The organism is Pseudomonas sp. TH37, from assembly GCF_016650735.1.
GTDB lineage: Bacteria > Pseudomonadota > Gammaproteobacteria > Pseudomonadales > Pseudomonadaceae > Aquipseudomonas > Aquipseudomonas farris.
The window spans coordinates 687,658-713,793 of sequence record NZ_JAEKFD010000001.1; the positions used below are offsets into that span (position 1 = coordinate 687,658).

A 26,136-nucleotide genomic window follows, 5' to 3' on the forward strand; every position below is an offset into this window, starting at 1 on the left:
CTTCAGAGAGTGACTGCGTCCAACGGGGCCACCGGACTCCAGCGCTCCAGTTCGCGCTCAAGGAAATTGGCCACGGCCAGCAGCCGCTCTTCCTGCCAGTGCGGGCCGACTATCTGGATGCCGATCGGCATCCCGTTGGCCGGATCATGCCCGGCGCGAATGACCACCGCCGGTGAACCGGAGAGGCTGAACGGAAACACAAAGGAATAGCGATCACGATCCTGCAAAGACTCGCCATGAGCGAATGCCACGTCCGGGAACACCGGACAAATGAACAGATCGTGCTGATTGAAGAACTTCGCCAAGTGATAGCGAAACGTATCGATCAGAATCCAGTCGCGCTTCATTTCATCCACGCTCAACTCGACCTCTTCGCTCAAGCGAATCAACCCTGTGGTGGCGGGCGTATAGGTCTGTTTGTCCATGGACTGGAACAAACGCTTCCAGCCACGCCCGGCATCCCCACCCGTGATGAAAACCCGCCAGAGCACATCGCAGGCCTCGTCGAGCATCTGCGGAGCCGTCGGTGTAACCTGCGCCACCACACTGCTCAGGCAACTCTCGACCCGTTGCAGAACCTGCTTCACCGCCGGGCTCACCCGGGTTCTGGTGGATTCCCAGGACAGCGCGACACGCATTTGGTCCAGTGGCTTACTGTCAGCGAACGGCACATCGACGGTGTCCGGATCGTGACCGTCAGCGCCGCTGATCAGTTGCCCGAGTAACGCCAGATCGTCGACATAACGCCCCATCACGCCAAACGCCGACGTCAGATGAAACAGCCCGGAGCGATCACAGGGAAACTGGCCGGTCAACGGCACACGCCCCTGGGTCAGTTTCATGCCGCAGATACCGTTGAAATGCGCCGGAATCCGCACACTGCCGCCAGCATCCGAGGCCAGCCCGGCCGGCGAGCAACCGGCCGCGATGGCCGCCGCTTCACCGCCACTGCTACCGCCAGCGGAGCGCTGCCTGTCATAAGGATTGAGCGTGCGGCCATACAGCAGATTGTCGGTTTCAAACGCCATGCACAGCTCGGGAACATTGGTGATCCCAAGAATGATCGCTCCCGCCTGGCGAAGTCGGGCAACGACCGTGGCATCCTCCTGACTGGCCTCGCCCAGCAACTCCTTCAGGCCTCGCGACATTCGAAAGCCGCGCACATGGCAGACGTCCTTGATGGTCATGGGGATGCCGTGTAAAGGGCCACGAATCTTTCCGATGCGGGCCATCTCATCGGCCTCCCGGGCCTGTCGACGCAGTTCGTCGACAGACTCCAGTTGAATCAGGGCATTGATCTGCGGATTGCGTTCGGCAATACGCTGCAGGTAGAACTCCAGCAAGTTGACGCTGGTCAGCACACCGCGACGCAGCAGACCGGCCATTTCGCGCAGGGTCAGAGTATCGGGATTGAACATACTCAGCGCTTCCCTTTGCTGCGCAGTAGTTTGTTGGGGATGTGGTACATGTTTCTGACCACCAGAGAAAACGCCTTGACCGCCAGCTTCGGACGCCGAGCGATCGCCTCAAGGGCTTCCTCGGTCATCGTCAGGACATGCCGAAGCGCTTCGGGTGTGATGTTCAGCGGCGGGTAAAACCGCAGAACCGGGTGCGCGGCTTTTTCATTCATGGAATGCCCGGCATGCACACCACGCTTGCCCAACTCCATGCTCATCAGCGCTTCGTAGACCGAACCGCGCAAGCGCAGGCCGGTCATCAGGCCGACACCGGGCACATCCTCGACAATCTGCGGATAACGCTGAGCCAGCCGTTGCAGGCCATGGCGCAGCAAACCGCCATTGATCCGTGATTGCTCGACCAGGTTGTGCTGCTCGATGTAATCGATAGCGGCCAGTGCCGAGGCGCACGCCACCGGATGCCCGCCATTGGTTCGCTGGTCAGGCTCGATCTCGCTCAGCGGGTATTGCGTGGTCAGTCGCCAGCTGTACATCGCGCAGGCAAACGAGGTGTAACCGCCCGTCAGGCCTTTAGAGAGAATCATGATGTCCGGCACGATGTCGTCATACTGCACGGCGAACCACTTGCCACAGCGGCCGAAACCGGTCTGGATTTCGTCGGCCACCAGCAAGGTCTCGGTGGCATCGCACAGGGCGCGGATGTTCGCCATGTAACCCACGGGCGGAACCTGTAAGTGGGCGCCCCCCAGAATCGGCTCGACATACACCGCACGCACACCCTCGCCTACCGCTCTCTGCAAGGCGGCGAAGTCACCGTACGGCACATAAGTCACTTCCGAGGCCGCGGTGCCGTAGCTGCGATGGTGCTGTTTCTGCCCAAGAATGCTCATCGCCGCCAGCGTCTTGCCGTGATAGGAATCACTCATTACCACGATTCCACGCCGGTGCGGCTGCACCTTGAGCACATACCGCATGCTCTGTTCGATGGCTTCGGCACCCGAGACCATAAACTGCACATCCCCCCAATTCCCCGGTACCAGATTCCGAAGGCGCTCGGACAATGCGCCTTGCAGCGGATGCACCCGCCCCTCCGGAATCCAGGCCATCTGGTTCAACTGGGTCTGCACCTGTTCCCGTACCATCGGATTACGATGGCCGACGATGAATACCCCATAACTGCATGCGCAATCGATAAAGCGCTTGCCCGCATGGTCGGTAACATAGATGCCATCGGCGTCCTTTTCGACGCTGGTTTTACCCAGACGATAGAGCTTGGCCGCCGAGGCACTCCAATGTTGCTGGCAATCATCCAGCAGTTGTTCATGCGATAGGGTTAAGGACATGGCTTAAAGTCTCCTTGAGGATCCGGGATGCGCGCTGGATGTGTTCGGCTCGTGCGGTGATAGGGCAACGCAGAATCAACTCGCGGCCACGGGGTGCACTGACATAGATGCCACGCTGATAAAGCTCCTCGCACAATTCGGCGGGCTTGAGGTCGGCTGGCAGCGGCAGGCTGACCCAGGCACCGCAGGCGACAGCACCGAATGAGGCGAGCGCTTGCGCCAGGATCTGGCCATTATTGAGGCACTCCCTGGGCAAGTCGTGGGCCTGCACGTAATCCAGTGCCGCCATGGCGGCCACGCAGGCCATCGGGTTGCCGGCCGTGGTGCTGCCATGTTTCGCCGGGCTGCTGCGACCATAGACTTGATAGGCCATCTGTTCGCTGCAGGTATAGGTGCCTATAGGAATCGCACTGCCGCCCAGTGGGCCGCCCAACACCACAATGTCCGGGGTATTGCGATAACGCTGAAAACCAAACAGCGTGCCCAGGCTCCCCAGACAACTTTGCACGTCGACCGCGATGACCGGCACCGACGCATTGGCCGCCGCGACATACAAGTGATCGAGTAGCACCTGCTCTATCAGGCGTAAGCGACCGTCTCCATCAATCACGGTGCTGGTGTGGCAAACCGCGAAGCAATCGTTCCAGTCCACTTTATCCAGGTCGCGGACATACCTGATCGTCACGAGCTCGAAGCCCAGGAAACGCTGCATCTGCAGATAGTTTTGCGGCGCGCTGAGGCAACGTCCGTAACTCAGCGAGCCATAATCGCCGCCCTGGACAACAACAATGGTGTTGCCCTTGGGCTTGAGGCCTTTGCACAGTTTCAAGGCGCCTTCGAATGCTTCATCGCCGGAGCTGCACACATAAGAGCTGACCAGCGGCTGCGGTAGCAGCTCGGCCAAGCGCCGGCACAAAGCGATCAGAGGGTCGGACATCAGCACTCGATTGGACAGCCCCATGCTTTGCGCCTGAAGGCTGACCGCGTCGATTACCGCCGGCACTTGAAAGCCAAACCCGCCGGCCAGATCGATTATCTGGCGACCGTCACCGTCGATATACGTCTCGTACTGACCTGAAATGATCTGCTTGTTATTGGTCTTCATGAATAGGTCTCAGCGGTAGCTCAGGGCGTTGAAGATACGGCGGCGCTCGTCAACGATGGCCTCACGACCATGCATTACCCGACGGTTGTCGATCATCACCATGTCATGGTCACGCCAGCCGACCGGGTAGGTGTATTGCGCGGAAACCTCGGCAATTTCGTGCAGGAATTCGCCGGGAATGGGCAGCCCGGACGATGTATCGATCACTGGCACTTCATAGTTGAAGGACGGCCCGAGAATACTGTTGGCAAACGCCGGACGCTGACTGAATTCGGAGACCAGAATCGCCGGGGTACTGAAGGCGTAATGAATCGAATCATCAAACGCATTGAAGGAGATCTGTGTCTGCGGATCGTCGCCGATGATCTGCATCAGATCTTCGATCCTGACCGCCGCCGGGTCCGAGAGCGCTGGCGAATAGTGGCAAACCAGCCGACGCCATTTGTCGCCGGCAACGGTGCGGCTGTAGCGAATCGGGTTGTCCTCGAAAAATGTGCGGCAGGCGGATGACAGCTTCGCCAGTACTTTCTCACCGTCGCACAAGGTGGTTTGCGAGCCTGTGCGCGGCGCTTCCTGGCAATAGAACCAGGTGATGTCCGGCCAGAACGGTGAGTTACCATTTTCGCAATGCAGACCGATCGCCTGGCGGCCCGCATCCACCAACTGCGCGGCTCCACCGACCATGACGCGAGCCGGGTCAAGGCTCAACCGCGAGCTGTTCTGCTTTACATAGGCGCTGAAATCCTCGGCATTGTGGATGCAGTTACGTAACAGGACGACACCGTAATGCCCCAGCAAGTCGTACAGCTCGGCCTTGCCCAGGCTTGCGAAATGGCGCGGCTCAATAATGGATACGTCGGGGCTTTCACAGTGATAGGCAGGTGTGTTCATCAGATGCATTCCCTTGCAGATTGGCGAAAACAGTAGCGATATCGGCGCGTTTTGGACGGCCGGTGACGGTGTAGAGTTGCTCGAGCAATGGATCGTCCTTGGTCAGCAACCACAGGCGGCTCGGGCGCTCGATGTCGGAAAAGCGCCGGGCTGACCAGCTGGCCAGCTCATCGCGATCCGGTGCCGACTCAACACACAACAACGCCACCAGACCATGGGCCTCATCGAAAAACACAGCGGCATCGCGCACACCAGGATATTCGCGGTATTCCAGCTCGACCTGTTCCGGGCTGACGTTGCGGCCATTGGGCAGGCAGATCACATTTTTCTTGCGACCGCGAACATAGAGAAAGCCATCAGCATCCAGCTCCCCCAGATCCCCGGTGTCCATCCAGCCATCGTCGGACATCGAACAGGCGCTCGGGTCTTTGCCCGAGTAGCCGCTGAACAACGAACTGCTCTTGACCTCAATGGTCTGGTCGGCGCCGATGCGCACTTGAACATGCGGCAACGGCCTGCCCACACTGCCCAGACGTTGGTGCTGCAAGGTATTCATACTGACGACCGAGGCGTTCTCGGAGAGCCCGTAACCCTGGAACACCGCAATACCATCCTCGGCGAGGGCATGCAGGATATCGATGCTGACGGCAGCGCCGCCGCACGTGATATGCACCCCCGAATGCAGGTAACGAGACAGGCGCTCACCCTGGACGCCGCCTTCGGTCAATAGCTCGTGAAAGCGATTGAGCATCACCGGTGGTACCGTCAAGGCCGTCGGTTCGACCCGCAGGATCCACTCGATCAAACGCTGCGGTGACGTTCCCGGCTCCCCCAGCAACGCCTCGCCTTCAGGCAGGAAATGCACGATCCCACCGGCCAGCAGCGGTAAATACGCGGCGGTCACTTGTTCCAGCAGCAGGCTCAATGGCACCAGTGACAGGTAGCTGCGATGGGTATCGACCGGCATCCACTGGCGCAGGGAAGTCAACACCGCCCCCACCGCCGCCGTGCTCAGGCGCACGCCCTTGGGGCGACTGGTAGTCCCCGAGGTGTGAATGATTTTGCAGATCCACGCGCTATCGCCGTCCGGTTCTCGCAACAACGGCTGCTCCAGGGCAGGTTCGTCGATACGTCTGAGGCGGCTGTCGGGAAAATCCAGCCTCCACCGCTCAGCCAGCGTCCGCTCGCCTGCGGCATCCACCAGAAACCCGTCACAACGCTCGGCAAGGTGCTCGGCCTGGGACTGACTGAACGCCAGCGGTAAAGGCAATGCGGTAATTCCGGCAAACAGGCACGCCAGATCGGCAATCAACCAGTCACTGCTGTTACGCGTCGCAATCCCCAGCACAACGTGATCGCCATGAGCCGGCGTGTCGAAACGCCGCTGCAGTTCTGCCGCCAGATTCAGCGCCCGGGACTCCAGCTCGCCATAGGTCATGACAGCGGCGTGTTCCAGGCCGGTCGGAGCACAATCGATAGCGCAGACCTTCTGACGATTGATCTGTAATGCCAGCCGCAGGTCCGCAATGAAACGACCGCTCATGACTGCGCCCTCGTCGGCAAATTGTTCGGCAACTGGGTGAACAAAGTACCGAGGGTCATAGCGGCGAATCGCGAACGTTTCGGGTCCACGCGGATAAAACCGGTGACGGGTAATTTCGAGTAATAGGTACCCCAGTTCTTGCCACCATCGTCGGCCAGACGCTGAGGGTCGGCCGTGAGTAGTGGTTCGAAATCGATCTGGCAGCTTTCCATCATTTTCCGGACCCGGGGCGTAACGGTGCAGAGCAAATATTGAGCCCCCATGCACCAGGCCAACAACGGAACCATGTTGACCATGATCATTCCGGCCGTCAGATGATGAGAAATCAAACTGCCTATTTCAGCAATAACTGACCGATCAATCATCTTTTCAAAACGCTGGGACAGAATCGTTTCTATCGGTTGCGACAGGTATTGCTCCGAGAAAAGTGTGCGGTCATCCGCAAAAGTTATACCGGCGCAAGAAAGAATCCGTTCCTCACTGTCCTGGGTGACCGCAAAATACTGCGGGCTCGGTTCTACGGATGCCTTATAAGAGCTGCGAAACTTTTCTTTCACAACTTCAGTCGCCTGCATCCATAACGGCGTTTGACTTTCCGTGACGCGTACCAACACTTCGCCCTCCTATCCCTGCTCAGGGTTCTCTGTAAGTGGAACGAGAATATATTGAGGAAATTTCCCACAGACTATTTAAAAAACCAATTGCTTCCACTAATATATAAATAAATAACCTTGTCACAAAACACGACGTAACGTGACACACATGGATTTTCACCGAGATGGACCTTTATGCTTAATAGCAATCTGCTAAGAAAACTGGATATGCAGGACCTTATGGTTTTCGTGGCTGTGTATGAACAAAGAAGCGTCACCGAGGTCTCCGAAACCCTTTGCGTCAGCCAGTCCACGGTGAGCTACTGCTTGAAAAAGCTGCGCACGAGTTTCGACGACGAGCTCTTCATCAATACCCGCAATGGCATGTGGCCAACACACAAAGCCGCCACGATGTACAGCCATGTTCTCAAAATCCTGAAAACCATAAACATATGCCACTCCGGACTACACTCATTCGACCCAGCGCAAAAAGAGATCACTTTCAATATTTGCGCACCTGAATATTTTGAACTTCTTATACTTCCAAATTTATTGAAACGCTTTATCGGCAGTAGTTTTCCGGTCATTGTAAACATCCAGAAATTCCACAGAGACATCCCTAACGATGAACTTATGGATGGTCGTTTCGATCTGGTAATTTGTTTCGGCCCCAATTTTCATCGCAGTGCTAAAAACTTGAAATCACAAGTACTGCTGGAAGATGAACTGGTCTGCGTCGTCGATAAAGACTTTGCGCCTCCAGAGGGCGAGTTCAGCCTCGACACCTTTGTCGCACGCCAGCATATCTTCCCGACTCCATGGACTTCAGACACCAACATGGTGGATGGCTGGCTCAGCAAATGGGACTACACCCGCCAAATTGTTGCACGAGCTAATAGCTACGTTGCGGCACTCAACATGATCCCCGGAACCGATTTTGTTCTCACTCTACCTCGGCGCGTCCAGATGCTGATCAGTAATGAAGCCAGATTCAGCCATTGCAAACCACCGACGGGTTTACCGAACTTCACACTGGACATGTTGTGGAACGAGAAGCCAGGTCAAGACAGCGCCAATAACTGGTTTCGCGAACAAATTGTCAGCGTGTGCGCGCAAGACGGATTGCTGTAATAAGACTTCACTTTACTGACCGACCGCAGCCAAGTGTCTGGGCGTAACTTCAGCGCTTGGCCGGTGGGATATTCAGCGCCTGGCACTCGATACAGATCACCTTCGAGCAGTCCGCGCTGATCCAGAAAATCCCGGAAAGCCCCCCTTCAGACCAGCGATTGAATGTGTAGGTCGTGTTACCTACACGTTGTGTCCCACATCTGACAATGAAGCTTCCTACAAGGCATTCTCCTGGCACTATCGTTCCGTTATCCTTTTATGGATAGATCGCGTTCAAAACAGAACAGGGAGTTCATCGGGATGGGGCAGATGCTTAACAGCAATTTACTTAGAAAGCTCGACATGCAGGACCTCATGGTGTTCGTCGCCGTGTATGAACAAAGCAGCGTCACCGCCGTCTCCGAAACCCTCGGGGTCAGCCAGTCCACCGTCAGCTATTCGCTGAAAAAGCTGCGCACCGGCTTCAAAGATGATTTGTTCATCAACACCCGATCAGGAATGCGTCCAACCTACAAAGCCACCACCATGCACGAGCATGTGCTGAAGATTCTGGAAGGCATCAACTTCTGCCATTCCGGAGCTCAAGCCTTTGATCCGACTCTAAAAGCCGTCACCTTCAACATTGGCGCGTCGGAATACTTCGAACTGCTGGTACTGCCGCGGCTGTTGAGGAACTTCGACTTCGCCAACCTGCCAGTGATCGTCAATGTGCAAAAACTCGATACCGCCCTGCCCGCCGATGAACTGCGCGATGGCAGTCTCGATCTGGTGATCTGCTTCGGTCACGACTTTCAACACAGCCACACTGACTTCAAATCCCGGAGGCTGGTTGAAGACGAGCTGGTTTACGTCTTCGATAAACGCGCAACCCCGCCGCAACTACGCCCAAGTTTGCGATCGTTCATTGAACATCGTCACGTGCTCTCTCCACACAAGACCTTCGACACCCACAGGGTCGATCACAAACGACAGCTTATCGCGCGATCCAACAGCTACAGGGCAGCCCTAAAGATGATCACCGGCACCGACCTCATCCTGACGCTACCGCGGCGCATTCAAACGCTGCTGGCCAATGACGCGGTATTCAGTCATTGCGAAGCACCAAAGGGCTTGCCAGGATTTACCCTCGACATGCAATGGAGCGAAGCCAGCGATCAGGACAGCGCCAATACCTGGCTTCGCGAACAAGTGGTCAAAGCCTGCGCAGAACAGGGTTTGCTCTGAACCCAAGACCTGGCCTGTCAGAGTCCGGTGGCAGTCTTGGTGTAGGACTCGCGATCAATATCCAGAATTTCCGCACACAACTGCACTTCTACGTTGGCCGGCCATTCGCACAAGTCCTGCAACACTGCCAACAGGCTTTGCGACAACTGCTTCTTGATCTCCGCCGAACGCCCGCTCAACAGTGCCAGCTTGATATGCACAAAAGCCCGCTCGCCCAATGCGGTGCCAACCTTGAAGCTCTCGACCTTCACTGCACGGCTCTTGATATCGAACTCGGCCGCAAACTGACCGGAAGCCATCAACGCATTGTTGAGTCGCATCAACGCCACGTCGGCATTCAGTTCGGGCAAGTTGGCGGTGTATTCCATGTGCAGGTGGGGCATAACGGGGCTCCTGAAGGTTGGTAGAAAGTTCGTACATATAACACAGCGCCGCCCTTATCACTGGGACGGCGGAAGAATCGCACGCTCACTCATGAACGCCTCCAGACGCGAGCGCAGCCAGCGTTCAGCCGGATCGCTGTCGACATGACTGAGCCAGACCATGGACAGGTCCAGGGTCGGCGTCTTGAACGGAAACGGCTCCTTGAACAGTTGGCCGGACGCGGCCATCGCTTCGGCCGTGTAATCCGGCAGGCTGGCGATCAGATCGGTGCCGGCGAGCAAGGCCGGCAACGAGCTGTATTGCGGCACCGAGAGCACCACATGACGAGTGCGGCCGATTTCCGCCAGCCACTCATCGGCGTAGCCACTGACATTGGCGGTGTGAGACACCAGCACGTGCGGCCGCGAGCAATATTCATCGAGGGTCAGCGGTGTGTCCGATGCGTCTGCACGCAAAATACTGGGCTGAATGTGTCGCAGCAATTTGCGCTTGGCGTTGGCCGGCAGGCCGCGGGTCTGGCTGATACCAACGGTGATATCACCAGACGCCAGCAGATCGGGAATGCGCCAATAGTCGACATGCTGAACCACGAACACCACCTTCGGTGCTTCCTGGCGCAACGCACGCAACAGCGGCGGCAACAGGCCGAACTCGACATCGTCCGACAGCCCGATGCGAAACGTCATGGTGCTGCTGAGCGGATCAAAATCATGGGTCAGGCTCAAGGCCACTGACAGCGAATCCAGCGCCGGTGACAGGTGCAGAATAATTTCCTCGGCGCGCGCCGTCGGCTCCATGCGATGGCCGACCCGAATGAACAGCGGATCATTGAACATCGTCCGCAAGCGGTTCAGCGCCGCACTGATAGTCGGCTGACCGAGGAACAGCTTCTCCGCCACCCGTGTGACGTTGCGTTCGAGCATCAATGTCTCGAACACCACCATCAGATTGATGTCGGCCTTGCGCAGTTCGTTGCGATTCATCCATTGCACCCCGATCCCCAAGACTTGGGTGACAGTTTAGGGAGGTGTCGTAATCGGCGTCTATGCAGGTTGGCAAATGACCCGATCCATAAAAACAGGGAGCCCGAAAAACGAAGCTGCTCTGACTGAGCAGCTTCACCGCCCTGGAGCTTATATCTCCTTGACCGGGGTCTGATCATGAGTCCCTTTGATCAAACTGATGGCATGCACGCAATCAGACTTGTTGACGTAAGCCTCCCCACTGGCAATCGTTTCATGATTCCCCGCCCGCAAACGCCAGCGCCATTGGCCCTTGCCAGTTTGTGCGATACCACGGGTTTGCCTGTAAATCTCAAAATACATTGATCGCTCCTTGCGACTGCTGATTACGACAGATCAGTGACCTGCGAAACCAGAGTAGATGAGGAATTTTTGAGGCAATGTCTTTCAATGTGAGGGGATATTTCGAAGAAAAACCCTTGATTCGCGGGACGATCAATAGATACGGGGGGCGGTAATTAAAGAGACTCGGCGGAGTCAGTTTTCCCGTAAATATGCATATTTTTCTTACGTTGTTGGTCTGATTTATCCGACACCAAAACTTGGGGTAAAAGTCGGGCGAACGCGGAATGGTCCAACGGAAAAAGCTGCACATACGAAAAAGCCCCGTAGCTTATTCAGCTACGGGGCTTTTTCTATGTAATGGCGGAGAGATAGGGATTCGAACCCTAGGTACCGGTGAAGGTACAACGGATTTCGAATCCGTCCCATTCGGCCACTCTGGCATCTCTCCAACGGCGCGCATCATAACAACACTTTTGCCGGAAGCGAACCCCCTAAGCAAAATTTTTCCGTGCTATCAGATGCTTGCGTCGATTACAGCGGTACGCCCAGACGATTGGCGACTTCTTCGTAGGCTTCGATGACGTCACCGAGGCCCTGACGGAAGCGGTCCTTGTCCATTTTCTTGCCGGTGGCCTTGTCCCACAGACGGCAGCCGTCCGGGCTGAACTCGTCGCCCAGGACGATGGAGCCGTCCGAGAAAACGCCGAATTCCAGTTTGAAGTCGACCAGCAACAGGCCAGCGTCGTCGAACAGTTTACTCAGGACTTCGTTGACCTTGAGCGACAGTTCTTTCATGCGAACCAGTTGCTCGGCAGTGCCCCAACCGAATGCCACGACGTGGGATTCGTTGATGAACGGGTCGCCCTTGGCGTCGTCCTTCAGGAACAGTTCGAAGGTGTAAGGGTTGAGCTTCATGCCTTCTTCGACACCCAGACGCTTGACCAGGCTGCCGGCGGCGTAGTTACGCACGACGCACTCGACCGGAATCATGTCGAGCTTTTTCACCAGGCATTCGTTGTCGCCCAGCAGTTTGTCGAATTGAGTCGGCACGCCGGCTGCTTCGAGTTTCTGCATGATGAAGGCGTTGAACTTGTTGTTCACCATGCCTTTGCGGTCGAGCTGCTCGATGCGCTTGCCGTCGAACGCCGAAGTGTCGTTGCGAAACAGCAGGATCAAGCGGTCAGCGTCATCGGTCTTGTAAACCGATTTGGCTTTGCCGCGGTAGAGTTCTTCACGTTTTTCCATGATGGGCTCCGCTTGCTAAGTAGGTGGGCTAGGCGATGTGTCGCCAGTCGAGCCCTGAATCTTGATCGGCCAGTTGCAGCCAGTCCGGGTCGCACCCGAGGGTGTCGACAAAACATTGCCGGGCCAGCTGCGGCAGGTTGTTCTTGCTGCTCAGATGGGCCAGGACCAGGTGTTGCAGGCCTTGCCAGCCCAACTCGGACACCAGGAATGCCGCCTGATGGTTGTTCAAATGTCCCAATTCACCGCCCACCCGCTGCTTGAGAAAGTACGGGTAGTGACCGCGAGCCAGCATGTCACGGCAATGGTTGGACTCGATCATCAATGCATCGAGGTCCCGGTAGCCGTCCAGCACTGTATTGCAATACGAGCCCAGGTCGGTCAACAGGCCGAAGCGCCGCTGACCGTCGCTGAAGACATACTGCGTCGGTTCCTGTGCATCATGCGCCACGGCAATGACGCCGATGCTCAGGTTGCCGATTTGCAGTTGCTCGCCGCCAGCCAGAAAGCCTGCGGGTTCAATCGGTTTGCGCATCCCGCGCAGGGTCCCGCGACTGAGGTAGACAGGCAGATTGTAACGCCGAGACAGCAAACCCACGCCATGCACGTGGTCGGCATGTTCGTGGGTCACGAGTATCGCGCTCAGCTGCGAAGGGTTCACACCCAGTCGCAGCAGGCGTTTTTCGGTTTCCCGCAGGGAGAAACCACAATCCACCAGTACATACGTGTCGTCGCTGGCTATCAGCGTGCCGTTCCCTTGGCTACCGCTGCCGAGAACGGCAAAACGCATGTGATCAGCCCAGGTTGTCCTGAATCACGCTCAACACTTTACGCGCCACGTCTGCTGGCGCCACGGTGTTGATGTTTTTCTCGACGGTGACTTGGACGTTCTCGCCAACCTTGCTCAGGCGAACCTGATAACGCTCGGCGCGAGCTTCAACTTCTTCCTTGCTCGGCGCGCTGCCGAACAGGCTGCTGAAGAAGCCAGGCTTATCGTCTTTCTTCTCGGCTTTTTCGGAGAGGTTGATGTAGTACAGGCCCAGGCTGCGGTTGATGTCTTCAACACGCCATTCGCCCTGTTCCAGCGCGCGACCGACGCTCGACCAGGCACGATCCAGGTCATTACCGACGTTGAGCACCGGGTTACCGCTGCCGTCTTCGGTCAGGCTGACACGACTTGGCGTATCGAAATCACGAGAGGCCAGCATGGAGACCGAACCGCCCTTCTCCGAGGTGCGGCTCATGCTCGCGAGCATGTCGTCGACCAGTGCTGCGTCCAGGCCAGTGTTGACCGAGCGATTGGTGAAATCCACATTGGCGGTGCTGCCGGCAGGACGCTCGGCGCTGACCACGTAGACTTCACTGGTGTTGCGCTGAACGCCTGGTTCGATACGCACCCGCACACGGCTTTCACTGTCGGCGCCGACACCGGCTGCGCTCAGGCGCTTGGCCATTGCTGCGGACAGTTCGTCGGAATGCTGCCAGGTGGTGGTGAATTCGCCGGTTTGCGGGCGTTGCTCGTCCAGACGGAAGCCGTTGTCCTGGAAGAACTGCACGGCCACGGGCCAGACTTCGGCCGGTGGGTGCTGGGCCATGACCCAACGCGAATCGCCGCTCTTCTGCAGGGTGTAGTCGCTGGCATCAGCCGCTGCCGACAGCGGCTGCGGACGAGGCACGATGTATTCGCCCTTGGCAGTGTCGTCGGCCACGTTGCGCGGGATCGGCAACAGCGGATCCAGACGCTTGGCGGTGCTGACCTCCGGTGGCAGTTGCATCGGTGCAGTCTGTTGCGCTTCCAGGTAGTCGCTACCACGGTCACGGAAATAACCTTCCGGGCCCCAGATCCATCCGCAGCCACTGGTGCTGGAGATAATCAAGGCAAGTGCGGAAAGTCCGGCCAATCGCTTCATGCGTAGTACTTCCTCAATTAAACCAGGACGCCGGACTGGCGCATGGCCTGCCGCAGCGGTTCGTGACAGGCAGCACTGAGCCAGGTGAGCGGCAGACGGATACCGTCCGGCATCAAGCCCATTTCATGCAGTGCCCATTTCACGGGGATAGGATTGGATTCGATAAACAGGGTTTTATTGAGCGGCATCAGCTTTTCGTGGATCGCCCGGGCTTTGACGGCATCACCGGCCATGGCCGCGGCACACAACTCGCTCATGGCGCGCGGTGCGACGTTGGCGGTCACCGAAATATTGCCCTTGCCGCCGAGCAGCATCAGCTCGACCGCGGTCGCGTCGTCTCCGGAATAAACCAGGAAGTCGCTGCTCACGCCGGCCAGGATGTCCTTGGCGCGCTGCAGGTCGCCCGTGGCTTCCTTGATGCCGATGATGTTCTTCACGGTCGACAGGCGAATCACCGTCTCGGCCTGCATGTCGCAAGCGGTACGGCCCGGCACGTTGTAGAGAATCTGCGGGATGTCGACGGCTTCGGCGATTGCCTTGAAGTGCTGGTACAGGCCTTCTTGCGTCGGCTTGTTGTAATAAGGGGTTACCAGCAGGCACGCGTCGGCGCCGGCGTTCTTCGCGTTGGTTGTCAGTTCGATCGCTTCGCGCGTCGAATTGGCGCCCGTACCGGCGATCACCGGAATACGCCCTGCAACCTGAGCAACCACGCGACGAATCACTTCAATGTGCTCGTTCACGTCAAGCGTGGCCGACTCACCTGTAGTGCCGACCGCCACGATGGCGTTGGTGCCCTCTTGCAGGTGGAAGTCCACCAGTTTGCTCAGGCTGTCCCAGTCGAGACGACCCTGTGCATCCATGGGTGTGACCAGTGCCACCATACTGCCCGCAATCATGCAACCGCTCCTGCCGGAAAAAGAGAGCGGTAATGGTACTGGCGCCAAGATGCTTGTACAAGCGAAGTACTGCGCTACTGCCATTCCCCTTGGCGCTGCTTTTCGCTACCCTTCAGACTTTGATCGGTACTGATAAGCTCGTACGCCGTGTTCCAGCCTCCATTTTCGGCATCACAAGCCCCGATCCAGCGTTGCCACCCCTCGCTCTCGCCACTCTGGAGCACGTTGCAACCTTCGGCCGGGTTTTCTGAATTCGCATCCGCAGGCTCGTCCCGGTAAAAAAGCGCATAAAAGTATCGACCGCTCATCGCTTTAGGAATGCTGCATGTCCACCCCCACAGTTCGCGAACAATTCCTTGTCATCAGTGCCCTCGGCGCCAACCCCATGGAGCTGACTAACGTCCTGTGCCGCGCCAGCCATGAAAACCGCTGCGCCGTGGTCACCTCTCGGCTGACGCGCCATGGCGAATGCAGTGCGTTGATCCTTGAAATCTCGGGCAGCTGGGACGCCCTGGCGCGCCTCGAAGGCAGCCTCCCAGTGATGGCCAAACGGCACGCCTTCACCGTTAACGTGGTCCGCAGCGCTGCCCTGGAGAACCGTCCCCAGGCCCTGCCGTACGTTGCCTATGTCAGCTCGGCCTACCGCCCGGACATCATCAACGAACTGTGCCAGTTCTTCATGGATCACAACGTCGAGCTGGAGAACCTGACCTGCGACACCTATCAGGCCCCGCAGACCGGCGGCACCATGCTTAACGCCACGTTCACCGTGACCCTGCCGGCCGGCACCCAGATCAGCTGGTTGCGTGACCAGTTCCTGGATTTCGCCGATGCCATGAACCTGGACGCACTGATTGAACCGTGGCGCCCACAAAACCCAATGTAAGGAAGCTTTCATGGCCGTAGCCATCGACCAACCGGTTGCCGACTTCGAAGCACCCGCCACCAGCGGGCAATCCGTCAGCCTCGCGGGCCTAAAAGGCAAGCAAGTGGTGATTTACTTCTATCCGAAGGACAGCACGCCGGGCTGCACCACCCAGGGTCAGGGTTTTCGTGATCAGCTTGAAGCCTTTAAAGCCGCCAATACCGAAGTTTTCGGCGTATCTCGCGACAGCCTGAAATCCCATGAAAACTTCAAGGCCAAGCAGGCGTTCACCTTCGAGCTGATCAGCGACAAGGAAGAAGCGCTGTGCCAGCTGTTCGACGTGATCAAACTGAAAAAGCTCTACGGCAAGGAATATATGGGCGTTGATCGCAGCACATTCCTGATCGACAAGGATGGCGTGCTACGTCAGGAATGGCGCGGCGTGAAGGTGCCGGGGCATGTGGATGCGGTTTTGGCTGCTGCTCAGGCGCTGAACAAGGCCTGATTATTTGGGCGTCTGTTCGGACGCCTTAGCGGGCAAGCCTCGCTCCTACAGGATTTGCGCAATCCCTGTGGGACCGAGCCTGCTCGGGATGAGGCCATTAGCCTCACTGAAAACTCAGCCTGACAATTAAAGCAGTGGCGCCACCATCGGCTCTTTACGCGGCCAGGCATCCAGCACAGCCTTGAACAGCGTCGCCAGGGGAATCGCAAAGAACACGCCCCAAAAGCCCCACAACCCGCCAAACAGCAGCACCGCGCAAATGATCGCCACCGGGTGCAGGTTGACCGCTTCCGAGAACAGCAACGGCACCAGCACGTTGCCATCCAGCGTCTGGATGATCCCGTAGACCGCCATCAAATAGATGAACTGATCGCTCCAGCCCCACTGGAACAGTGCAATCAGCAGCACTGGCACTGTCACCACCACCGCCCCGACGTAAGGCACCACCACCGATACCCCCACCAGCAGCGCCAGCAGCGCTGAATAGTTGAGCCCCAACGCCACGAAAGCGATGTAAGTCACACTACCGCAAATGAAGATTTCGATGACCTTGCCGCGAATGTAATTGGCGATCTGCCGGTTCATTTCCTGGGCAACCCGGGTGATCAGCGCCCGCTCGCGCGGCAGATAACCGCGCACCCACTGACCGATCATCTCCCGGTCCTTGAGAAAGAAGAACACCAGGATTGGCACCAACACCAGGTAGATCATGATGTTCACCAGCAGCGGCAGACTCGACAACGAGAATGTCAGCGCCCACTGACCGAATTTGCCGATCTCGCCCCGCGCCACTTCGATCGCCTGCAGCACTTGTTCATCCGACACCAGGTGCGGATAGCGCTCGGGCAGCAGCAACAGCAGCGACTGCCATTTGGCAAGCATGCCGGGCAATTCGTTGAACAACGTGATCAATTGGTGCCAGAGCAGTGGTACCACGATGATGATAAAGACCAGCAGCAACCCCATGAATAACGCGAAAACCAGCCCCACCGCCACGCCACCCGGCACACGCAGGCGCTCGAGGGTCACTACCAGCCCCTGCATCAGATACGCCAGCACCATACCGGCCAGTACCGGCGCGAGCATTCCACCCAGAGTGAGCACCGCGGTAAAAGCCAGAAACAGCAGCACCGCCAGCACCACAGCCTCTTCATCCGAGAAATAGCGCTGAATCCAGTCGCGTAACACCTTGAACATCAATAATCCTTAGAAACGAACGCAGCAGGTTTCAGGCTTTTTTCAACCAATAGCGGTAAACGCCCGCCTCATCTTCTTCACGAAGCAGCGTATGACCGGCCAATCGGGCAAAGGTGCGAAAGTCGCGCTGGGAACCCGCATCGGTAGCAATCACCTTGAGTACCGCACCGCTGGCCAGTCGGTTGAGTTCCAGTTTGGCTTTGAGCAACGGCAACGGGCAATTCAGACCGCTGGCGTCCAGCTCGGCATCGTGGGTTACAGCGTCAGTCATCGAATCACTCCGGGGCAGGGGGTTAAGCAGCTTAGAATATCTGGTCCCAAGCGTAGTGTCCGGCTACAGTAAGGTCTTTGTCGACTAAGGCTTTGTGCATGACTTTTTTGCGCCCTACCCTGCTGACGCTCGCTTGCCTGCTCGCCTCACCGGGCTTCGCCGACGACTTGCCGTCACTCGGTGACGCCAGTTCTGCCATCGTCTCGCCGCAACAGGAACACCAACTGGGCCGTGCGTGGCTGGCGCTGTTGCGCAGCCAGGTGTCGCAGCTCAACGATCCGCAGCTCAAGGATTACGTCGAATCCAGCGTCTACCGACTGGTGGAAACCAGCCAGGTCAATGACCGGCGCCTGGAGTTCATCCTGATCAACAGTCCGCAGCTCAACGCTTTTGCCGCGCCGGGCGGGATCGTTGGCGTCAACGGTGGCTTGTTCCTCAATGCCCAGACCGAAGGCGAATATGCCTCGGTACTGGCCCACGAACTGGCTCACTTGTCGCAGCGTCACTTCGCCCGCGGTGTCGAAGCGTCGCAACGTATGCAAGTGCCCATGATGGCTGCGCTGCTGGCTGGCATCGTGATTGCCGCGGCCGGTGCAGGCGATGCCGGGATCGCGGCCATTGCCGGTACTCAAGCGGCGGCGATTCAGGAACAACGACGCTTCTCGCGCCAGAATGAACAGGAAGCCGACCGTATCGGCATCATGAATCTGGAAAAGGCCGGTTACGATCCGCGCTCGATGCCGACCATGTTCGAACGGCTGATGCGCCAGTACCGCTTCGACGCCAAGCCACCAGAATTCCTGCTGACTCACCCGGTGACCGAATCGCGGATCGCCGACACCCGCAACCGCGCTGAACAAGCCAAACCAGGCGGCATCGAAGACAGCATGCGTTACCAGCTGATTCGGGCGCGCGTGCAGCTGATCTATGAAGAAACCCCAGGCCTGGGCGCCAAGCGCTTTCGGGCCCAACTCGATGAAAACCCGAAAAACGACGTCGCGCGCTATGGCCTTGCGATCGCCCAGATCAAGGGCGGCCAGCTGAATGAGGCTCGGGAGAACCTCAAGCTGCTGCTGGCCAAATCGCCGAACGAGATCATCTACAACCTGGCGCAGGTCGATCTCGACATCACCAATAATCGTCTGCCCGATGCTCAATCACGGGTCGACCGGATGCTCACTCAATACCCCGGCAACTACCCGCTGAATCAGGTGCGTGTCGACCTGCTACTCAAGCAGAATCGAGCGGCCGAAGCGGAAAAAGCGCTGGAGAACCTGCTCAAGAGCCGACCCGATGATCCGGACGTCTGGTACATGGTGGCCGAGACTCGCGGCCTGTCGGGCAACATCATCGGCCTGCATCAGGCTCGTGCGGAGTACTTTGCGCTGGTCGGCGATTATCGCCAGGCGATCCAGCAACTGGACTTCGCCAAGCGCAAGGCTGGCAGCAACTTCCCGCTGTCGTCGCGGATCGACGCACGGCAACGTGAGTTGATGGAGCAGGAACGCATGGTCAAGGACATGATGGGCTGACCTCTTCAGAAAAAAGCTCAGAAACAAAAAATCCAGGTACAAAAAAACCGCCTCTTTCGAGGCGGTTTTTTATTCAGCCGACAACCGGTTTATTCAGCCAGTTTGAAGGTGATGAAGCTGGCGCGACCTTGACGCAGAACCCGCATCGACACCGAGCGGTTCTTCGGCAGAGCCTTGGCAATGTCCGTGAACTCCTTGGAGGAGCCGATCGCCTGGTTGTTCAGGTGAGTGATCACATCGCCCGGCTGCAAGCCGATCAGGGCAGCAGGACCGTCCTGAACTTCCTTGATAACCACACCACCTTTGAGGTCGAGGGTTTTCTTCTGCTCTTCGGTCAACTCGGCCACCAAAACACCCAGGCGATTGCTGCTGCGCTCAACGCTGGATTTAGGCAGGGCTTCCAACTCTTTGCCTTCTTCGGGGATAGCGCCGACGGTCAGCTCGACGTTCTTGCGCTTGCCTTCGCGGATCACTTCAAGATCGGCTTTCGAGCCAGCCTTCAGCGCGCCCACCAAGTGCGGCAGATCAGCGGACATGACGATCGGTTGACCGTTCATGCTGAGGATCACGTCGCCCACTTGCAGGCCACCCTTGGCAGCCGGACCGTCATCCTGGATCTGAGCCACCAGCGCACCGGCCGGCTTCTCGAGACCGAACGACTCGGCCAGATCCTTGTTCACTTCCTGAATGACTACGCCCAACCAGCCACGACTGACTTTACCGCCGCTTTTCAGCTGATTGGAAACGTCCATCGCCACATCGATAGGGATCGCGAACGACACGCCCATGAAGCCGCCGGAACGGGTATAGATCTGCGAGTTGATGCCGACCACTTCACCGGCCAGGTTGAACAGCGGACCGCCGGAGTTGCCCGGGTTGATCGGCACGTCGGTCTGGATGAACGGCACATAGTTTTCGTTCGGCAGGCTACGGCCGATGGCGCTGACGATACCTTGGGTCACCGTGTGATCAAAGCCGAACGGCGAACCGATGGCCACGACCCACTGACCGGCTTTCAGATCCTGCGACTTGCCAAGCTTCAGAACCGGCAGGTCCTTGCCTTCGATTTTCAGCAAAGCGACGTCGGAGCGCGGATCGGTACCGATCAGCTTGGCCTTCAACTCACTGCGATCGGCGAGGCGCACGAGAATCTCGTCGGCATCGGCAATCACATGGTTGTTGGTCAGGATGTAGCCGTCGGACGAAATGATAAAGCCCGAGCCCAGGGATTGGGCTTCACGCTGACGATCGCCGCGGGGGGAACGTGGCTGCTGCGGCATGCCCCGCTCAAAGAACTCGCGCAGCATCGGCGGCAAGCCTTCGAGGTCAGGCATTTGCTCGCTGGACACTTTACGGTCCGGCAGCTTCTGGGTAGTACTAATGTTAACCACCGCGGGCGAGGCCTGCTCGACCAACTGCGTGAAGTCAGGCAACTCGACCGCTTGCGCAGCGACCGCCTGACCGAGCACCAGCACGGTGGCAAAAATGGAGAGATAAGACTTCAAGCGTGGTATCGACATACGGCTCCCGTTACGACGAGCATGGTTAAGCGATATGGAGCAAGGAACACCGGAAACGATACGCCGGTATTTTTGTTCCGGGAACAACAAACAAGGCCAGAGCCGAGGGGGCTCTGACCTATAAAAAATTTTCGGGATATTTGCAAATGAAAATGCTCGGCAAAACATTTCGAGGCATCAACGGCGGGATAGCCATGGTCGACCTCCCGCACCATCCAGACCCCGATTGGTGAGCATGGCTGATCTGCTTACTGCTTGCTGGTAGCCGCGGCATCGTTGCGCATGGACAGCGCAATCCGTTCGGCGGTGCCAATCGGTATTTCACCGACCACTGTCACCATCATCTCGCCTTGCGGTGTAGTCAATCGCCGGGAGACAGCAACGGTTGGCCCCAGTTGGGTGCGCGTATCGGTGACTGTCGCGCCATTCAACGGTTCAAGGAACACCGAGAATCGAGCCAGACCGTCGTCGAACATCAGACTGTTGACCTGGGCTTTGGTCTCCGGGTCCTTGTGAGAGGTACTGCTGGTCAGCTCGAAACCTGGCGGTAACCAGTCCGAATGCCAGACCTGCGCCGTTTTGACGGCGGAAGCCTTGTCACTGTCGAGGGTAATGGGTTTGCAATCAGAACCTGCCTGCAAATCGCTGTCGGAAGGCACCTCGGCAGTATCCAGTTGGGTGAACTGGAACCGCTCCAGCAATTGCCCTTTGTCATTGAGCAACAATGACTTCAACGGCAAACCGGTTTCCTTGTCCAGATGCAGCTCAAAACCGTAGCGGTGCTGATCGCGAGGCTTCAACGACACGATCACCGCCGAACGCCCGGCCACACGCGACTTGCCGATGACGGCAAGGTCATACCAATTCTTTAGCTTTTGTGGATCGAGTGCACGAGCGGTGGAGTTGGGTGAGTCCCCCAGCCCTGCTATCAGGGTGCCGCTCACGCATTGAGTATGCCCATCAATGCGCACGACTTCCTGTGCCGAGCCGTCGAGCTGGAGTAAACGCTCGCGGACCTTGCCATCCTGGACGCGATGCCAGATGTTGTGGGTAGAGAAACTACCGTTACGCTCGTAGACGAAAGTACCGTGAAAGCTCTGCGTTTGCTCCGCCTGTCCCAGACGCTTCAGCCAGTCCTGGGCTTCATCGGCGTGGGCTGGAACAACGAACCAGCCACTGAGCAGAAGCGTAAGTAGAGGTATGGCGCGCATGATCCTCCTTAGCGGTTTTCCAGGCTTGCTGCACGAGCGTAAGGCAGAGCGCTCTCAGTACCTTTCAGTGCAGCTTGTTGAGCATGTTGGCGCAAGTAACCTGGCAGACGCTGATCATGCCAGCCTGGTTGACCTTGCAATACGCCGTTGGCCATAGGGCCAGTGGCTTCCGAGCTCTCATTGTAGCCTGCCAATACAGCTGGACCCTTGACCTGAGGAGCGGTCAGACCCGGTTGACTGGATTGCTGGGCCAACTCGACACCGGCGATCTCGTCCTGATTGTACAGACGAACACCCGCCAACACGGCAACGGTCACCGAAGCAGCGACTGCCAGACGACCAAGGCTGCGCCATGGACCGCGAGAGGCTTTTGCCGGTACGGCTTCGTCAGCCAGCGCAGCAGAGACTGCCGCAGCGATGTCCAAACGAGGAAGCAACAAATCCTTGTGCATAACTGCCCGAGCGATCTGGTAACGAGCCCAAGTATCGCGGGTTTCAACATCGTCGAAGGCATTCAACACCCGACGCAATTCCAATTCGTCCGCTTCGTTATCCATCACTGCGGACAGCGATTCCTGCAGGGCTTCACGACTCATGGCGTTCCTCTCTTGGCTGTCGCCGCTGTCTCAGTTTTCCTGCAACAACGGCTGCAGGGCTTTATCGATGGCTTCCCGAGCGCGGAAAATCCGGGAGCGCACGGTACCCACCGGACACTGCATGACGCTGGCAATGTCCTCGTAACTCAGACCATCGAATTCACGTAAAGTTAAAGCCGTACGCAAATCTTCTGGCAGTTGCTGAATGGTTCGATGGACGGTGCCTTCGATCTCATCCCGCAGCAATGCACGTTCTGGCGACTCGAGATCCTTGAGGCCATGATCGCCATCGTAGAACTCTGCATCCTCGGAACTGACATCGCTATCCGGCGGCCGACGGCCGCGTGAAACCAGATAGTTTTTCGCCGTGTTGATGGCGATGCGGTAAAGCCACGTATAAAACGCGCTGTCTCCGCGAAAATTACCAAGTGCACGGTATGCCTTGATAAAGGCTTCCTGTGCGACATCCTGGGCTTCATGGGTGTCGTGCACGAACCGCACGATCAACCCGAGAATTTTGTGCTGGTATTTCAGCACTAGCAGATCGAAAGCTCGCTTGTCGCCGCGTTGAACGCGCTCGACCAGCTGCTGATCCTCTTCCTGGGTTAGCATGAACACTCCTCGATAAGCTCGAAGGAGGCTTGCATTACTGAACGACCAGACTTGCAAACATAGACTCGGGCTTTTCGCAAAAGTTCTCCCCCTTCAAGCAAGTTTCCTGCGCGCTCTGATTTGGCACGCACGAAAAGCGCAGCGCGGGATAACCCGGCTGCGCGAATAATCTTGTCATCGGATTCGTCAGCAAGGACCCAACCGCAAGTCCCGCACCGAAGCCGACACTGTCCCTTGTTTCAGGCAACCTTCTATTGATCTTGGGCCTTTGGCAAAAGTTCCATATTTATAGCTGCCCGAAACCGACATTGTGCAACTCTGAATAGAAAAAGACTGTTAAATCCACGATACAGTCGCCTTGTCGCCGAAGCCCTCAAAAAAACTTCCGACGAAGCGTCCAGCCTTTTCCGTCACAGTAGTTTCACAATGCCATGCTGGCCCGGCTATTGTGCCGATCCCCCCCTCTATATACTAGTGGGCTGTGTGGCTGTCTTGACTCGCCGACCCAGCTGTCTTGCGCCAACCCCGTCCCGGGTCGCTTTAAGCGGAATCCTGAAATGAGCCAACAGTTTCAACACGATGTTCTGGTAATTGGCAGCGGTGCTGCCGGCTTGAGCCTTGCGCTGACCTTGCCCGGTCATTTGCGCATCGCCGTATTGAGCAAAGGCGACCTCGCCAATGGTTCAACTTTCTGGGCCCAGGGTGGCGTCGCTGCCGTTCTGGATGACACTGATACTGTCGAATCCCATGTCGATGACACCCTCAACGCCGGTGGTGGCCTGTGCCATGAAGACGCAGTGCGCTTTACCGTCGAGCACAGCCGAGAGGCTATCCAATGGCTGATCGACCAAGGCGTGCCCTTTACCCGCGATGAACAGTCCGGCACCGAAGACGGTGGTTTCGAGTTTCACCTGACCCGGGAAGGCGGTCACAGCCATCGGCGTATCATCCACGCCGCCGACGCAACGGGCGCGGCGATCTTCAGAACCCTGCTCGATCAGGCCAAACAGCGTCCCAACATCGAACTGCTGGAGCAGCGAGTCGCGGTCGACCTGATCACCGAAAAACGCCTGGGCCTTGAAGGCGATCGTTGCCTCGGCGCCTATGTGCTCAACCGCAGCACCGGTGAAGTCGACACCTACGGCGCGCGTTTCGTGATCCTTGCATCGGGCGGCGCGGCAAAAGTCTACCTCTATACCAGCAACCCCGACGGTGCCTGCGGTGATGGCATCGCCATGGCCTGGCGTTCGGGCTGCCGGGTGGCGAACCTGGAATTCAACCAGTTCCACCCCACTTGCCTTTATCACCCGCAAGCCAAGAGTTTCCTGATCACCGAAGCCCTGCGCGGCGAAGGCGGACATCTGAAGCTGCCCAATGGTGAACGCTTCATGCAGCGCTTCGACCCACGGGCCGAGCTGGCACCACGGGACATCGTCGCCCGCGCCATCGACCATGAGATGAAGCGCCTGGGTATCGACTGCGTCTACCTGGACATCAGCCACAAGCCCGAAGACTTCATCAAGACGCACTTCCCGACGGTCTATGAACGCTGCCTGGAATTCTCCATCGACATCACTAAACAACCGATCCCGGTGGTGCCAGCGGCGCACTACACTTGCGGCGGCGTGATGGTCGATCAGCGGGGCCGCACCGACGTGCCGGGCTTGTATGCGATTGGTGAAACCAGCTTCACCGGCCTACATGGCGCCAACCGCATGGCCAGCAACTCGCTGCTGGAGTGTTTCGTTTACGCCCGCTCGGCTGCGGCAGACATTCTTGAGCAGTTGCCAGACGTGTCGATTCCGACCGCCCTGCCCGTTTGGGATGCGAGCCAGGTCACCGACTCCGACGAAGACGTGATCATTGCGCACAACTGGGACGAACTGCGGCGATTCATGTGGGACTACGTCGGCATCGTGCGCACCAACAAGCGCCTGCAACGGGCTCAGCACCGGGTGCGTCTGTTGCTGGACGAAATCGACGAGTTCTACAGCAACTACAAGGTCAGCCGGGATTTGATCGAGCTGCGTAACCTGGCGCAGGTAGCCGAGCTGATGATCCAGTCAGCCATGGAGCGCAAGGAAAGTCGCGGCCTGCATTACACCCTCGACTACCCGAACCTGCTGCCGGTCGCCCTGGACACTATTCTGGTGCCGCCCACCTACGCCGACTGAACTTGAGCCGAACCCGCAGGCGTCGGTGCACATCCGCCGCCTGCGAATCGCGCGGCACACAGATCGCCCTGACCCGTCGCTCATCGCGCAGACGAAAACGCAGTACCACGATCAGCGGCAACGCCAGACTGTCCGGCCGTAGCTGCACGGGCTGCCAACCCACTGCCTGATTCCACAACTGCCAGCCATCGGCATCGCGACGCAAGCCGCGAAACGCCTGTGGGTGTGTCAGTAGAATCTGTCGCGGCAATGCCCAGATGCCATGAGCCAGACAGCAAAAAGCGCCGAGCAAACTGGCCCAGACCGGTAGGGAAAGAAGAAACAACGAACCCAGCGCGAACAGCTGGGCCAGAAGATAGGCCGCCAGCAACTGCCGTGAGGCATGCCAGCGGCATTCGAACGCGTTACTTGGGCTGAACACGATCCAGGATCATGCGAACCATGCGCTGAAGCTCAGGATCTTCCGATTCGGCACGTTCCATGAACCAGCCGAACATGTCCTGATCTTCGCATTCGAGCAGCCTGACGTAGCATGCGCGATCAACCTCGTTGAGGTGCGGGTAAACCTCTTTCACAAACGGCACCAGCAACACGTCAAGCTCAAGCATGCCGCGGCGGCTGTGCCAGTAGAGGCGATTCAGTTCAACATCTTCGACCATGGAGCGC

27 protein-coding genes and 1 tRNA gene are annotated in these 26,136 nt (G+C 57.9%); 6 read left to right on the forward strand and 22 right to left on the reverse strand.

The window, feature by feature from the left end:
- Nucleotides 1-2 precede the first annotated feature (2 nt).
- The 6 genes from JFU11_RS03220 to JFU11_RS03245 are packed head-to-tail and all read right to left on the reverse strand — an operon-like array spanning nucleotide 3 to nucleotide 6,914.
- On the reverse strand, nucleotides 3-1,418 hold the full coding sequence (locus tag JFU11_RS03220) for an amidase (RefSeq protein ID WP_201059764.1): 1,416 nt from the start codon (nucleotides 1,416-1,418) through the stop codon (nucleotides 3-5).
- Between the two features lie 2 nt (nucleotides 1,419-1,420).
- Nucleotides 1,421-2,761 (reverse strand): aminotransferase class III-fold pyridoxal phosphate-dependent enzyme, encoded by a 1,341-nt coding sequence (locus JFU11_RS03225; protein WP_201059766.1) that lies wholly within the window; start codon nucleotides 2,759-2,761, stop codon nucleotides 1,421-1,423.
- Nucleotides 2,739-3,866, reverse strand: coding sequence for an aminotransferase class III-fold pyridoxal phosphate-dependent enzyme (locus JFU11_RS03230; protein ID WP_123721935.1), 1,128 nt, complete (start codon nucleotides 3,864-3,866; stop codon nucleotides 2,739-2,741). The genes JFU11_RS03225 and JFU11_RS03230 overlap by 23 nt, the downstream gene beginning before the upstream one ends.
- Before the next feature lie 9 nt (nucleotides 3,867-3,875).
- Nucleotides 3,876-4,757 (reverse strand): TauD/TfdA family dioxygenase, encoded by an 882-nt coding sequence (locus JFU11_RS03235; protein WP_201059768.1) that lies wholly within the window; start codon nucleotides 4,755-4,757, stop codon nucleotides 3,876-3,878.
- On the reverse strand, nucleotides 4,732-6,300 hold the full coding sequence (locus JFU11_RS03240; protein WP_123721937.1) for an AMP-binding protein: 1,569 nt from the start codon (nucleotides 6,298-6,300) through the stop codon (nucleotides 4,732-4,734). The genes JFU11_RS03235 and JFU11_RS03240 overlap by 26 nt, the downstream gene beginning before the upstream one ends.
- On the reverse strand, nucleotides 6,297-6,914 hold the full coding sequence (locus JFU11_RS03245) for a thermostable hemolysin (protein ID WP_007898678.1): 618 nt from the start codon (nucleotides 6,912-6,914) through the stop codon (nucleotides 6,297-6,299). The genes JFU11_RS03240 and JFU11_RS03245 overlap by 4 nt, the downstream gene beginning before the upstream one ends.
- A gap of 174 nt (nucleotides 6,915-7,088) precedes the next feature.
- Here JFU11_RS03245 and JFU11_RS03250 point away from each other — a divergent pair, with 174 nt between their 5' ends.
- Nucleotides 7,089-8,024: a LysR family transcriptional regulator gene (locus JFU11_RS03250; protein WP_123721938.1), complete on the forward strand. Its 936-nt coding sequence runs from the start codon at nucleotides 7,089-7,091 to the stop codon at nucleotides 8,022-8,024.
- A gap of 309 nt (nucleotides 8,025-8,333) precedes the next feature.
- On the forward strand, nucleotides 8,334-9,248 hold the full coding sequence (locus tag JFU11_RS03255) for a LysR family transcriptional regulator (protein WP_123721995.1): 915 nt from the start codon (nucleotides 8,334-8,336) through the stop codon (nucleotides 9,246-9,248).
- A gap of 17 nt (nucleotides 9,249-9,265) precedes the next feature.
- Here JFU11_RS03255 and JFU11_RS03260 read toward each other — a convergent pair whose 3' ends face one another.
- The 8 genes from JFU11_RS03260 to dapA all read right to left on the reverse strand — a co-directional run bounded on the left by JFU11_RS03260 (nucleotide 9,266) and on the right by dapA (nucleotide 14,987).
- Nucleotides 9,266-9,631, reverse strand: coding sequence for a 5-carboxymethyl-2-hydroxymuconate Delta-isomerase (locus JFU11_RS03260; RefSeq protein ID WP_201059770.1), 366 nt, complete (start codon nucleotides 9,629-9,631; stop codon nucleotides 9,266-9,268).
- 57 nt (nucleotides 9,632-9,688) lie between these two features.
- Nucleotides 9,689-10,615, reverse strand: a complete 927-nt coding sequence (locus JFU11_RS03265) for a LysR substrate-binding domain-containing protein (RefSeq protein ID WP_123721940.1) — start codon at nucleotides 10,613-10,615, stop codon at nucleotides 9,689-9,691.
- 150 nt (nucleotides 10,616-10,765) lie between these two features.
- Nucleotides 10,766-10,957, reverse strand: a complete 192-nt coding sequence (locus tag JFU11_RS03270) for a DUF1508 domain-containing protein (RefSeq protein ID WP_008074435.1) — start codon at nucleotides 10,955-10,957, stop codon at nucleotides 10,766-10,768.
- Nucleotides 10,958-11,297: 340 nt separating this feature from the next.
- A tRNA-Ser gene (locus tag JFU11_RS03275) sits at nucleotides 11,298-11,387 on the reverse strand.
- A gap of 83 nt (nucleotides 11,388-11,470) precedes the next feature.
- Nucleotides 11,471-12,184 (reverse strand): phosphoribosylaminoimidazolesuccinocarboxamide synthase, encoded by a 714-nt coding sequence (gene purC / locus JFU11_RS03280; protein ID WP_007898671.1) that lies wholly within the window; start codon nucleotides 12,182-12,184, stop codon nucleotides 11,471-11,473.
- A 28-nt stretch (nucleotides 12,185-12,212) separates the two neighbouring features.
- On the reverse strand, nucleotides 12,213-12,971 hold the full coding sequence (locus JFU11_RS03285) for an MBL fold metallo-hydrolase (protein WP_123721941.1): 759 nt from the start codon (nucleotides 12,969-12,971) through the stop codon (nucleotides 12,213-12,215).
- Between the two features lie 4 nt (nucleotides 12,972-12,975).
- Entirely contained in the window at nucleotides 12,976-14,091 is a 1,116-nt protein-coding gene (gene bamC, locus JFU11_RS03290; protein ID WP_123721942.1) for an outer membrane protein assembly factor BamC, read from the reverse strand.
- Between the two features lie 17 nt (nucleotides 14,092-14,108).
- On the reverse strand, nucleotides 14,109-14,987 hold the full coding sequence (gene dapA / locus JFU11_RS03295; RefSeq protein ID WP_007898664.1) for a 4-hydroxy-tetrahydrodipicolinate synthase: 879 nt from the start codon (nucleotides 14,985-14,987) through the stop codon (nucleotides 14,109-14,111).
- A 325-nt stretch (nucleotides 14,988-15,312) separates the two neighbouring features.
- On the opposite strand from dapA, the gene JFU11_RS03300 reads away from it, so the two are divergent.
- Nucleotides 15,313-15,873 carry a glycine cleavage system protein R gene (locus tag JFU11_RS03300; protein ID WP_123721943.1) on the forward strand — a complete coding sequence of 187 codons (561 nt, stop codon included), beginning with the start codon at nucleotides 15,313-15,315 and terminating at the stop codon, nucleotides 15,871-15,873.
- Between the two features lie 10 nt (nucleotides 15,874-15,883).
- Nucleotides 15,884-16,357, forward strand: coding sequence for a peroxiredoxin (locus JFU11_RS03305; protein ID WP_038979335.1), 474 nt, complete (start codon nucleotides 15,884-15,886; stop codon nucleotides 16,355-16,357).
- Nucleotides 16,358-16,483: 126 nt separating this feature from the next.
- Here the strand turns inward: JFU11_RS03305 and JFU11_RS03310 are convergent, their stop codons facing one another.
- Nucleotides 16,484-17,554 (reverse strand): AI-2E family transporter, encoded by a 1,071-nt coding sequence (locus JFU11_RS03310; RefSeq protein WP_201059772.1) that lies wholly within the window; start codon nucleotides 17,552-17,554, stop codon nucleotides 16,484-16,486.
- 31 nt (nucleotides 17,555-17,585) lie between these two features.
- A complete protein-coding gene (locus JFU11_RS03315; protein WP_007898654.1) occupies nucleotides 17,586-17,825 on the reverse strand; it encodes a sulfurtransferase TusA family protein in 240 nt (79 codons plus the stop codon).
- 98 nt (nucleotides 17,826-17,923) lie between these two features.
- Between JFU11_RS03315 and JFU11_RS03320 the strand changes: the two genes are divergently transcribed.
- Complete coding sequence (locus tag JFU11_RS03320; protein WP_123721944.1) at nucleotides 17,924-19,357, forward strand: M48 family metalloprotease; 1,434 nt, start codon at nucleotides 17,924-17,926, stop codon at nucleotides 19,355-19,357.
- A gap of 89 nt (nucleotides 19,358-19,446) precedes the next feature.
- On the opposite strand, the gene JFU11_RS03325 is transcribed toward JFU11_RS03320, so the two are convergent.
- The 4 genes from JFU11_RS03325 to rpoE all read right to left on the reverse strand — a co-directional run bounded on the left by JFU11_RS03325 (nucleotide 19,447) and on the right by rpoE (nucleotide 23,296).
- On the reverse strand, nucleotides 19,447-20,877 hold the full coding sequence (locus JFU11_RS03325) for a DegQ family serine endoprotease (protein WP_201059774.1): 1,431 nt from the start codon (nucleotides 20,875-20,877) through the stop codon (nucleotides 19,447-19,449).
- 248 nt (nucleotides 20,878-21,125) lie between these two features.
- Nucleotides 21,126-22,088: a MucB/RseB C-terminal domain-containing protein gene (locus JFU11_RS03330; protein WP_201059777.1), complete on the reverse strand. Its 963-nt coding sequence runs from the start codon at nucleotides 22,086-22,088 to the stop codon at nucleotides 21,126-21,128.
- A gap of 8 nt (nucleotides 22,089-22,096) precedes the next feature.
- Nucleotides 22,097-22,684, reverse strand: coding sequence for an RseA family anti-sigma factor (locus JFU11_RS03335; protein ID WP_007898648.1), 588 nt, complete (start codon nucleotides 22,682-22,684; stop codon nucleotides 22,097-22,099).
- Between the two features lie 30 nt (nucleotides 22,685-22,714).
- Nucleotides 22,715-23,296: an RNA polymerase sigma factor RpoE gene (rpoE, locus tag JFU11_RS03340; RefSeq protein WP_003172477.1), complete on the reverse strand. Its 582-nt coding sequence runs from the start codon at nucleotides 23,294-23,296 to the stop codon at nucleotides 22,715-22,717.
- Between the two features lie 557 nt (nucleotides 23,297-23,853).
- Here rpoE and nadB point away from each other — a divergent pair.
- Nucleotides 23,854-25,470 (forward strand): L-aspartate oxidase, encoded by a 1,617-nt coding sequence (gene nadB / locus JFU11_RS03345; RefSeq protein WP_123721946.1) that lies wholly within the window; start codon nucleotides 23,854-23,856, stop codon nucleotides 25,468-25,470.
- On the opposite strand, the gene JFU11_RS03350 is transcribed toward nadB, so the two are convergent.
- Nucleotides 25,439-25,891: a protein YgfX gene (locus JFU11_RS03350; RefSeq protein ID WP_201059779.1), complete on the reverse strand. Its 453-nt coding sequence runs from the start codon at nucleotides 25,889-25,891 to the stop codon at nucleotides 25,439-25,441. The two genes, nadB and JFU11_RS03350, sit on opposite strands and share 32 nt — an antisense overlap.
- Nucleotides 25,875-26,129, reverse strand: a complete 255-nt coding sequence (locus tag JFU11_RS03355) for a succinate dehydrogenase assembly factor 2 (protein WP_007898624.1) — start codon at nucleotides 26,127-26,129, stop codon at nucleotides 25,875-25,877. Before JFU11_RS03355 ends, JFU11_RS03350 begins: the two co-directional genes overlap by 17 nt.
- Nucleotides 26,130-26,136: the final 7 nt, after the last annotated feature.

What these genes read in the sequence shown, in the direction of transcription:
- JFU11_RS03320 (WP_123721944.1), top strand. Translation starts at nt 17,924, where the DNA reads ATGACTTTTTTGCGCCCTACCCTGCTGACGCTCGCTTGCCTGCTCGCC.
- nadB (WP_123721946.1), top strand. Translation starts at nt 23,854, where the DNA reads ATGAGCCAACAGTTTCAACACGATGTTCTGGTAATTGGCAGCGGTGCT.
- JFU11_RS03250 (WP_123721938.1), top strand. Translation starts at nt 7,089, where the DNA reads ATGCTTAATAGCAATCTGCTAAGAAAACTGGATATGCAGGACCTTATG.
- JFU11_RS03235 (WP_201059768.1), bottom strand. Translation starts at nt 4,757, where the DNA reads ATGAACACACCTGCCTATCACTGTGAAAGCCCCGACGTATCCATTATT.
- JFU11_RS03335 (WP_007898648.1), bottom strand. Translation starts at nt 22,684, where the DNA reads ATGAGTCGTGAAGCCCTGCAGGAATCGCTGTCCGCAGTGATGGATAAC.
- rpoE (WP_003172477.1), bottom strand. Translation starts at nt 23,296, where the DNA reads ATGCTAACCCAGGAAGAGGATCAGCAGCTGGTCGAGCGCGTTCAACGC.
- JFU11_RS03325 (WP_201059774.1), bottom strand. Translation starts at nt 20,877, where the DNA reads ATGTCGATACCACGCTTGAAGTCTTATCTCTCCATTTTTGCCACCGTG.
- JFU11_RS03300 (WP_123721943.1), top strand. Translation starts at nt 15,313, where the DNA reads ATGTCCACCCCCACAGTTCGCGAACAATTCCTTGTCATCAGTGCCCTC.
- JFU11_RS03255 (WP_123721995.1), top strand. Translation starts at nt 8,334, where the DNA reads ATGCTTAACAGCAATTTACTTAGAAAGCTCGACATGCAGGACCTCATG.
- JFU11_RS03225 (WP_201059766.1), bottom strand. Translation starts at nt 2,761, where the DNA reads ATGTCCTTAACCCTATCGCATGAACAACTGCTGGATGATTGCCAGCAA.
- JFU11_RS03265 (WP_123721940.1), bottom strand. Translation starts at nt 10,615, where the DNA reads ATGAATCGCAACGAACTGCGCAAGGCCGACATCAATCTGATGGTGGTG.
- JFU11_RS03315 (WP_007898654.1), bottom strand. Translation starts at nt 17,825, where the DNA reads ATGACTGACGCTGTAACCCACGATGCCGAGCTGGACGCCAGCGGTCTG.
- JFU11_RS03330 (WP_201059777.1), bottom strand. Translation starts at nt 22,088, where the DNA reads ATGCGCGCCATACCTCTACTTACGCTTCTGCTCAGTGGCTGGTTCGTT.
- bamC (WP_123721942.1), bottom strand. Translation starts at nt 14,091, where the DNA reads ATGAAGCGATTGGCCGGACTTTCCGCACTTGCCTTGATTATCTCCAGC.
- JFU11_RS03240 (WP_123721937.1), bottom strand. Translation starts at nt 6,300, where the DNA reads ATGAGCGGTCGTTTCATTGCGGACCTGCGGCTGGCATTACAGATCAAT.
- JFU11_RS03260 (WP_201059770.1), bottom strand. Translation starts at nt 9,631, where the DNA reads ATGCCCCACCTGCACATGGAATACACCGCCAACTTGCCCGAACTGAAT.
- JFU11_RS03285 (WP_123721941.1), bottom strand. Translation starts at nt 12,971, where the DNA reads ATGCGTTTTGCCGTTCTCGGCAGCGGTAGCCAAGGGAACGGCACGCTG.
- JFU11_RS03305 (WP_038979335.1), top strand. Translation starts at nt 15,884, where the DNA reads ATGGCCGTAGCCATCGACCAACCGGTTGCCGACTTCGAAGCACCCGCC.
- JFU11_RS03355 (WP_007898624.1), bottom strand. Translation starts at nt 26,129, where the DNA reads ATGGTCGAAGATGTTGAACTGAATCGCCTCTACTGGCACAGCCGCCGC.
- purC (WP_007898671.1), bottom strand. Translation starts at nt 12,184, where the DNA reads ATGGAAAAACGTGAAGAACTCTACCGCGGCAAAGCCAAATCGGTTTAC.
- dapA (WP_007898664.1), bottom strand. Translation starts at nt 14,987, where the DNA reads ATGATTGCGGGCAGTATGGTGGCACTGGTCACACCCATGGATGCACAG.
- JFU11_RS03220 (WP_201059764.1), bottom strand. Translation starts at nt 1,418, where the DNA reads ATGTTCAATCCCGATACTCTGACCCTGCGCGAAATGGCCGGTCTGCTG.
- JFU11_RS03230 (WP_123721935.1), bottom strand. Translation starts at nt 3,866, where the DNA reads ATGAAGACCAATAACAAGCAGATCATTTCAGGTCAGTACGAGACGTAT.
- JFU11_RS03270 (WP_008074435.1), bottom strand. Translation starts at nt 10,957, where the DNA reads ATGTATTTTGAGATTTACAGGCAAACCCGTGGTATCGCACAAACTGGC.
- JFU11_RS03310 (WP_201059772.1), bottom strand. Translation starts at nt 17,554, where the DNA reads ATGTTCAAGGTGTTACGCGACTGGATTCAGCGCTATTTCTCGGATGAA.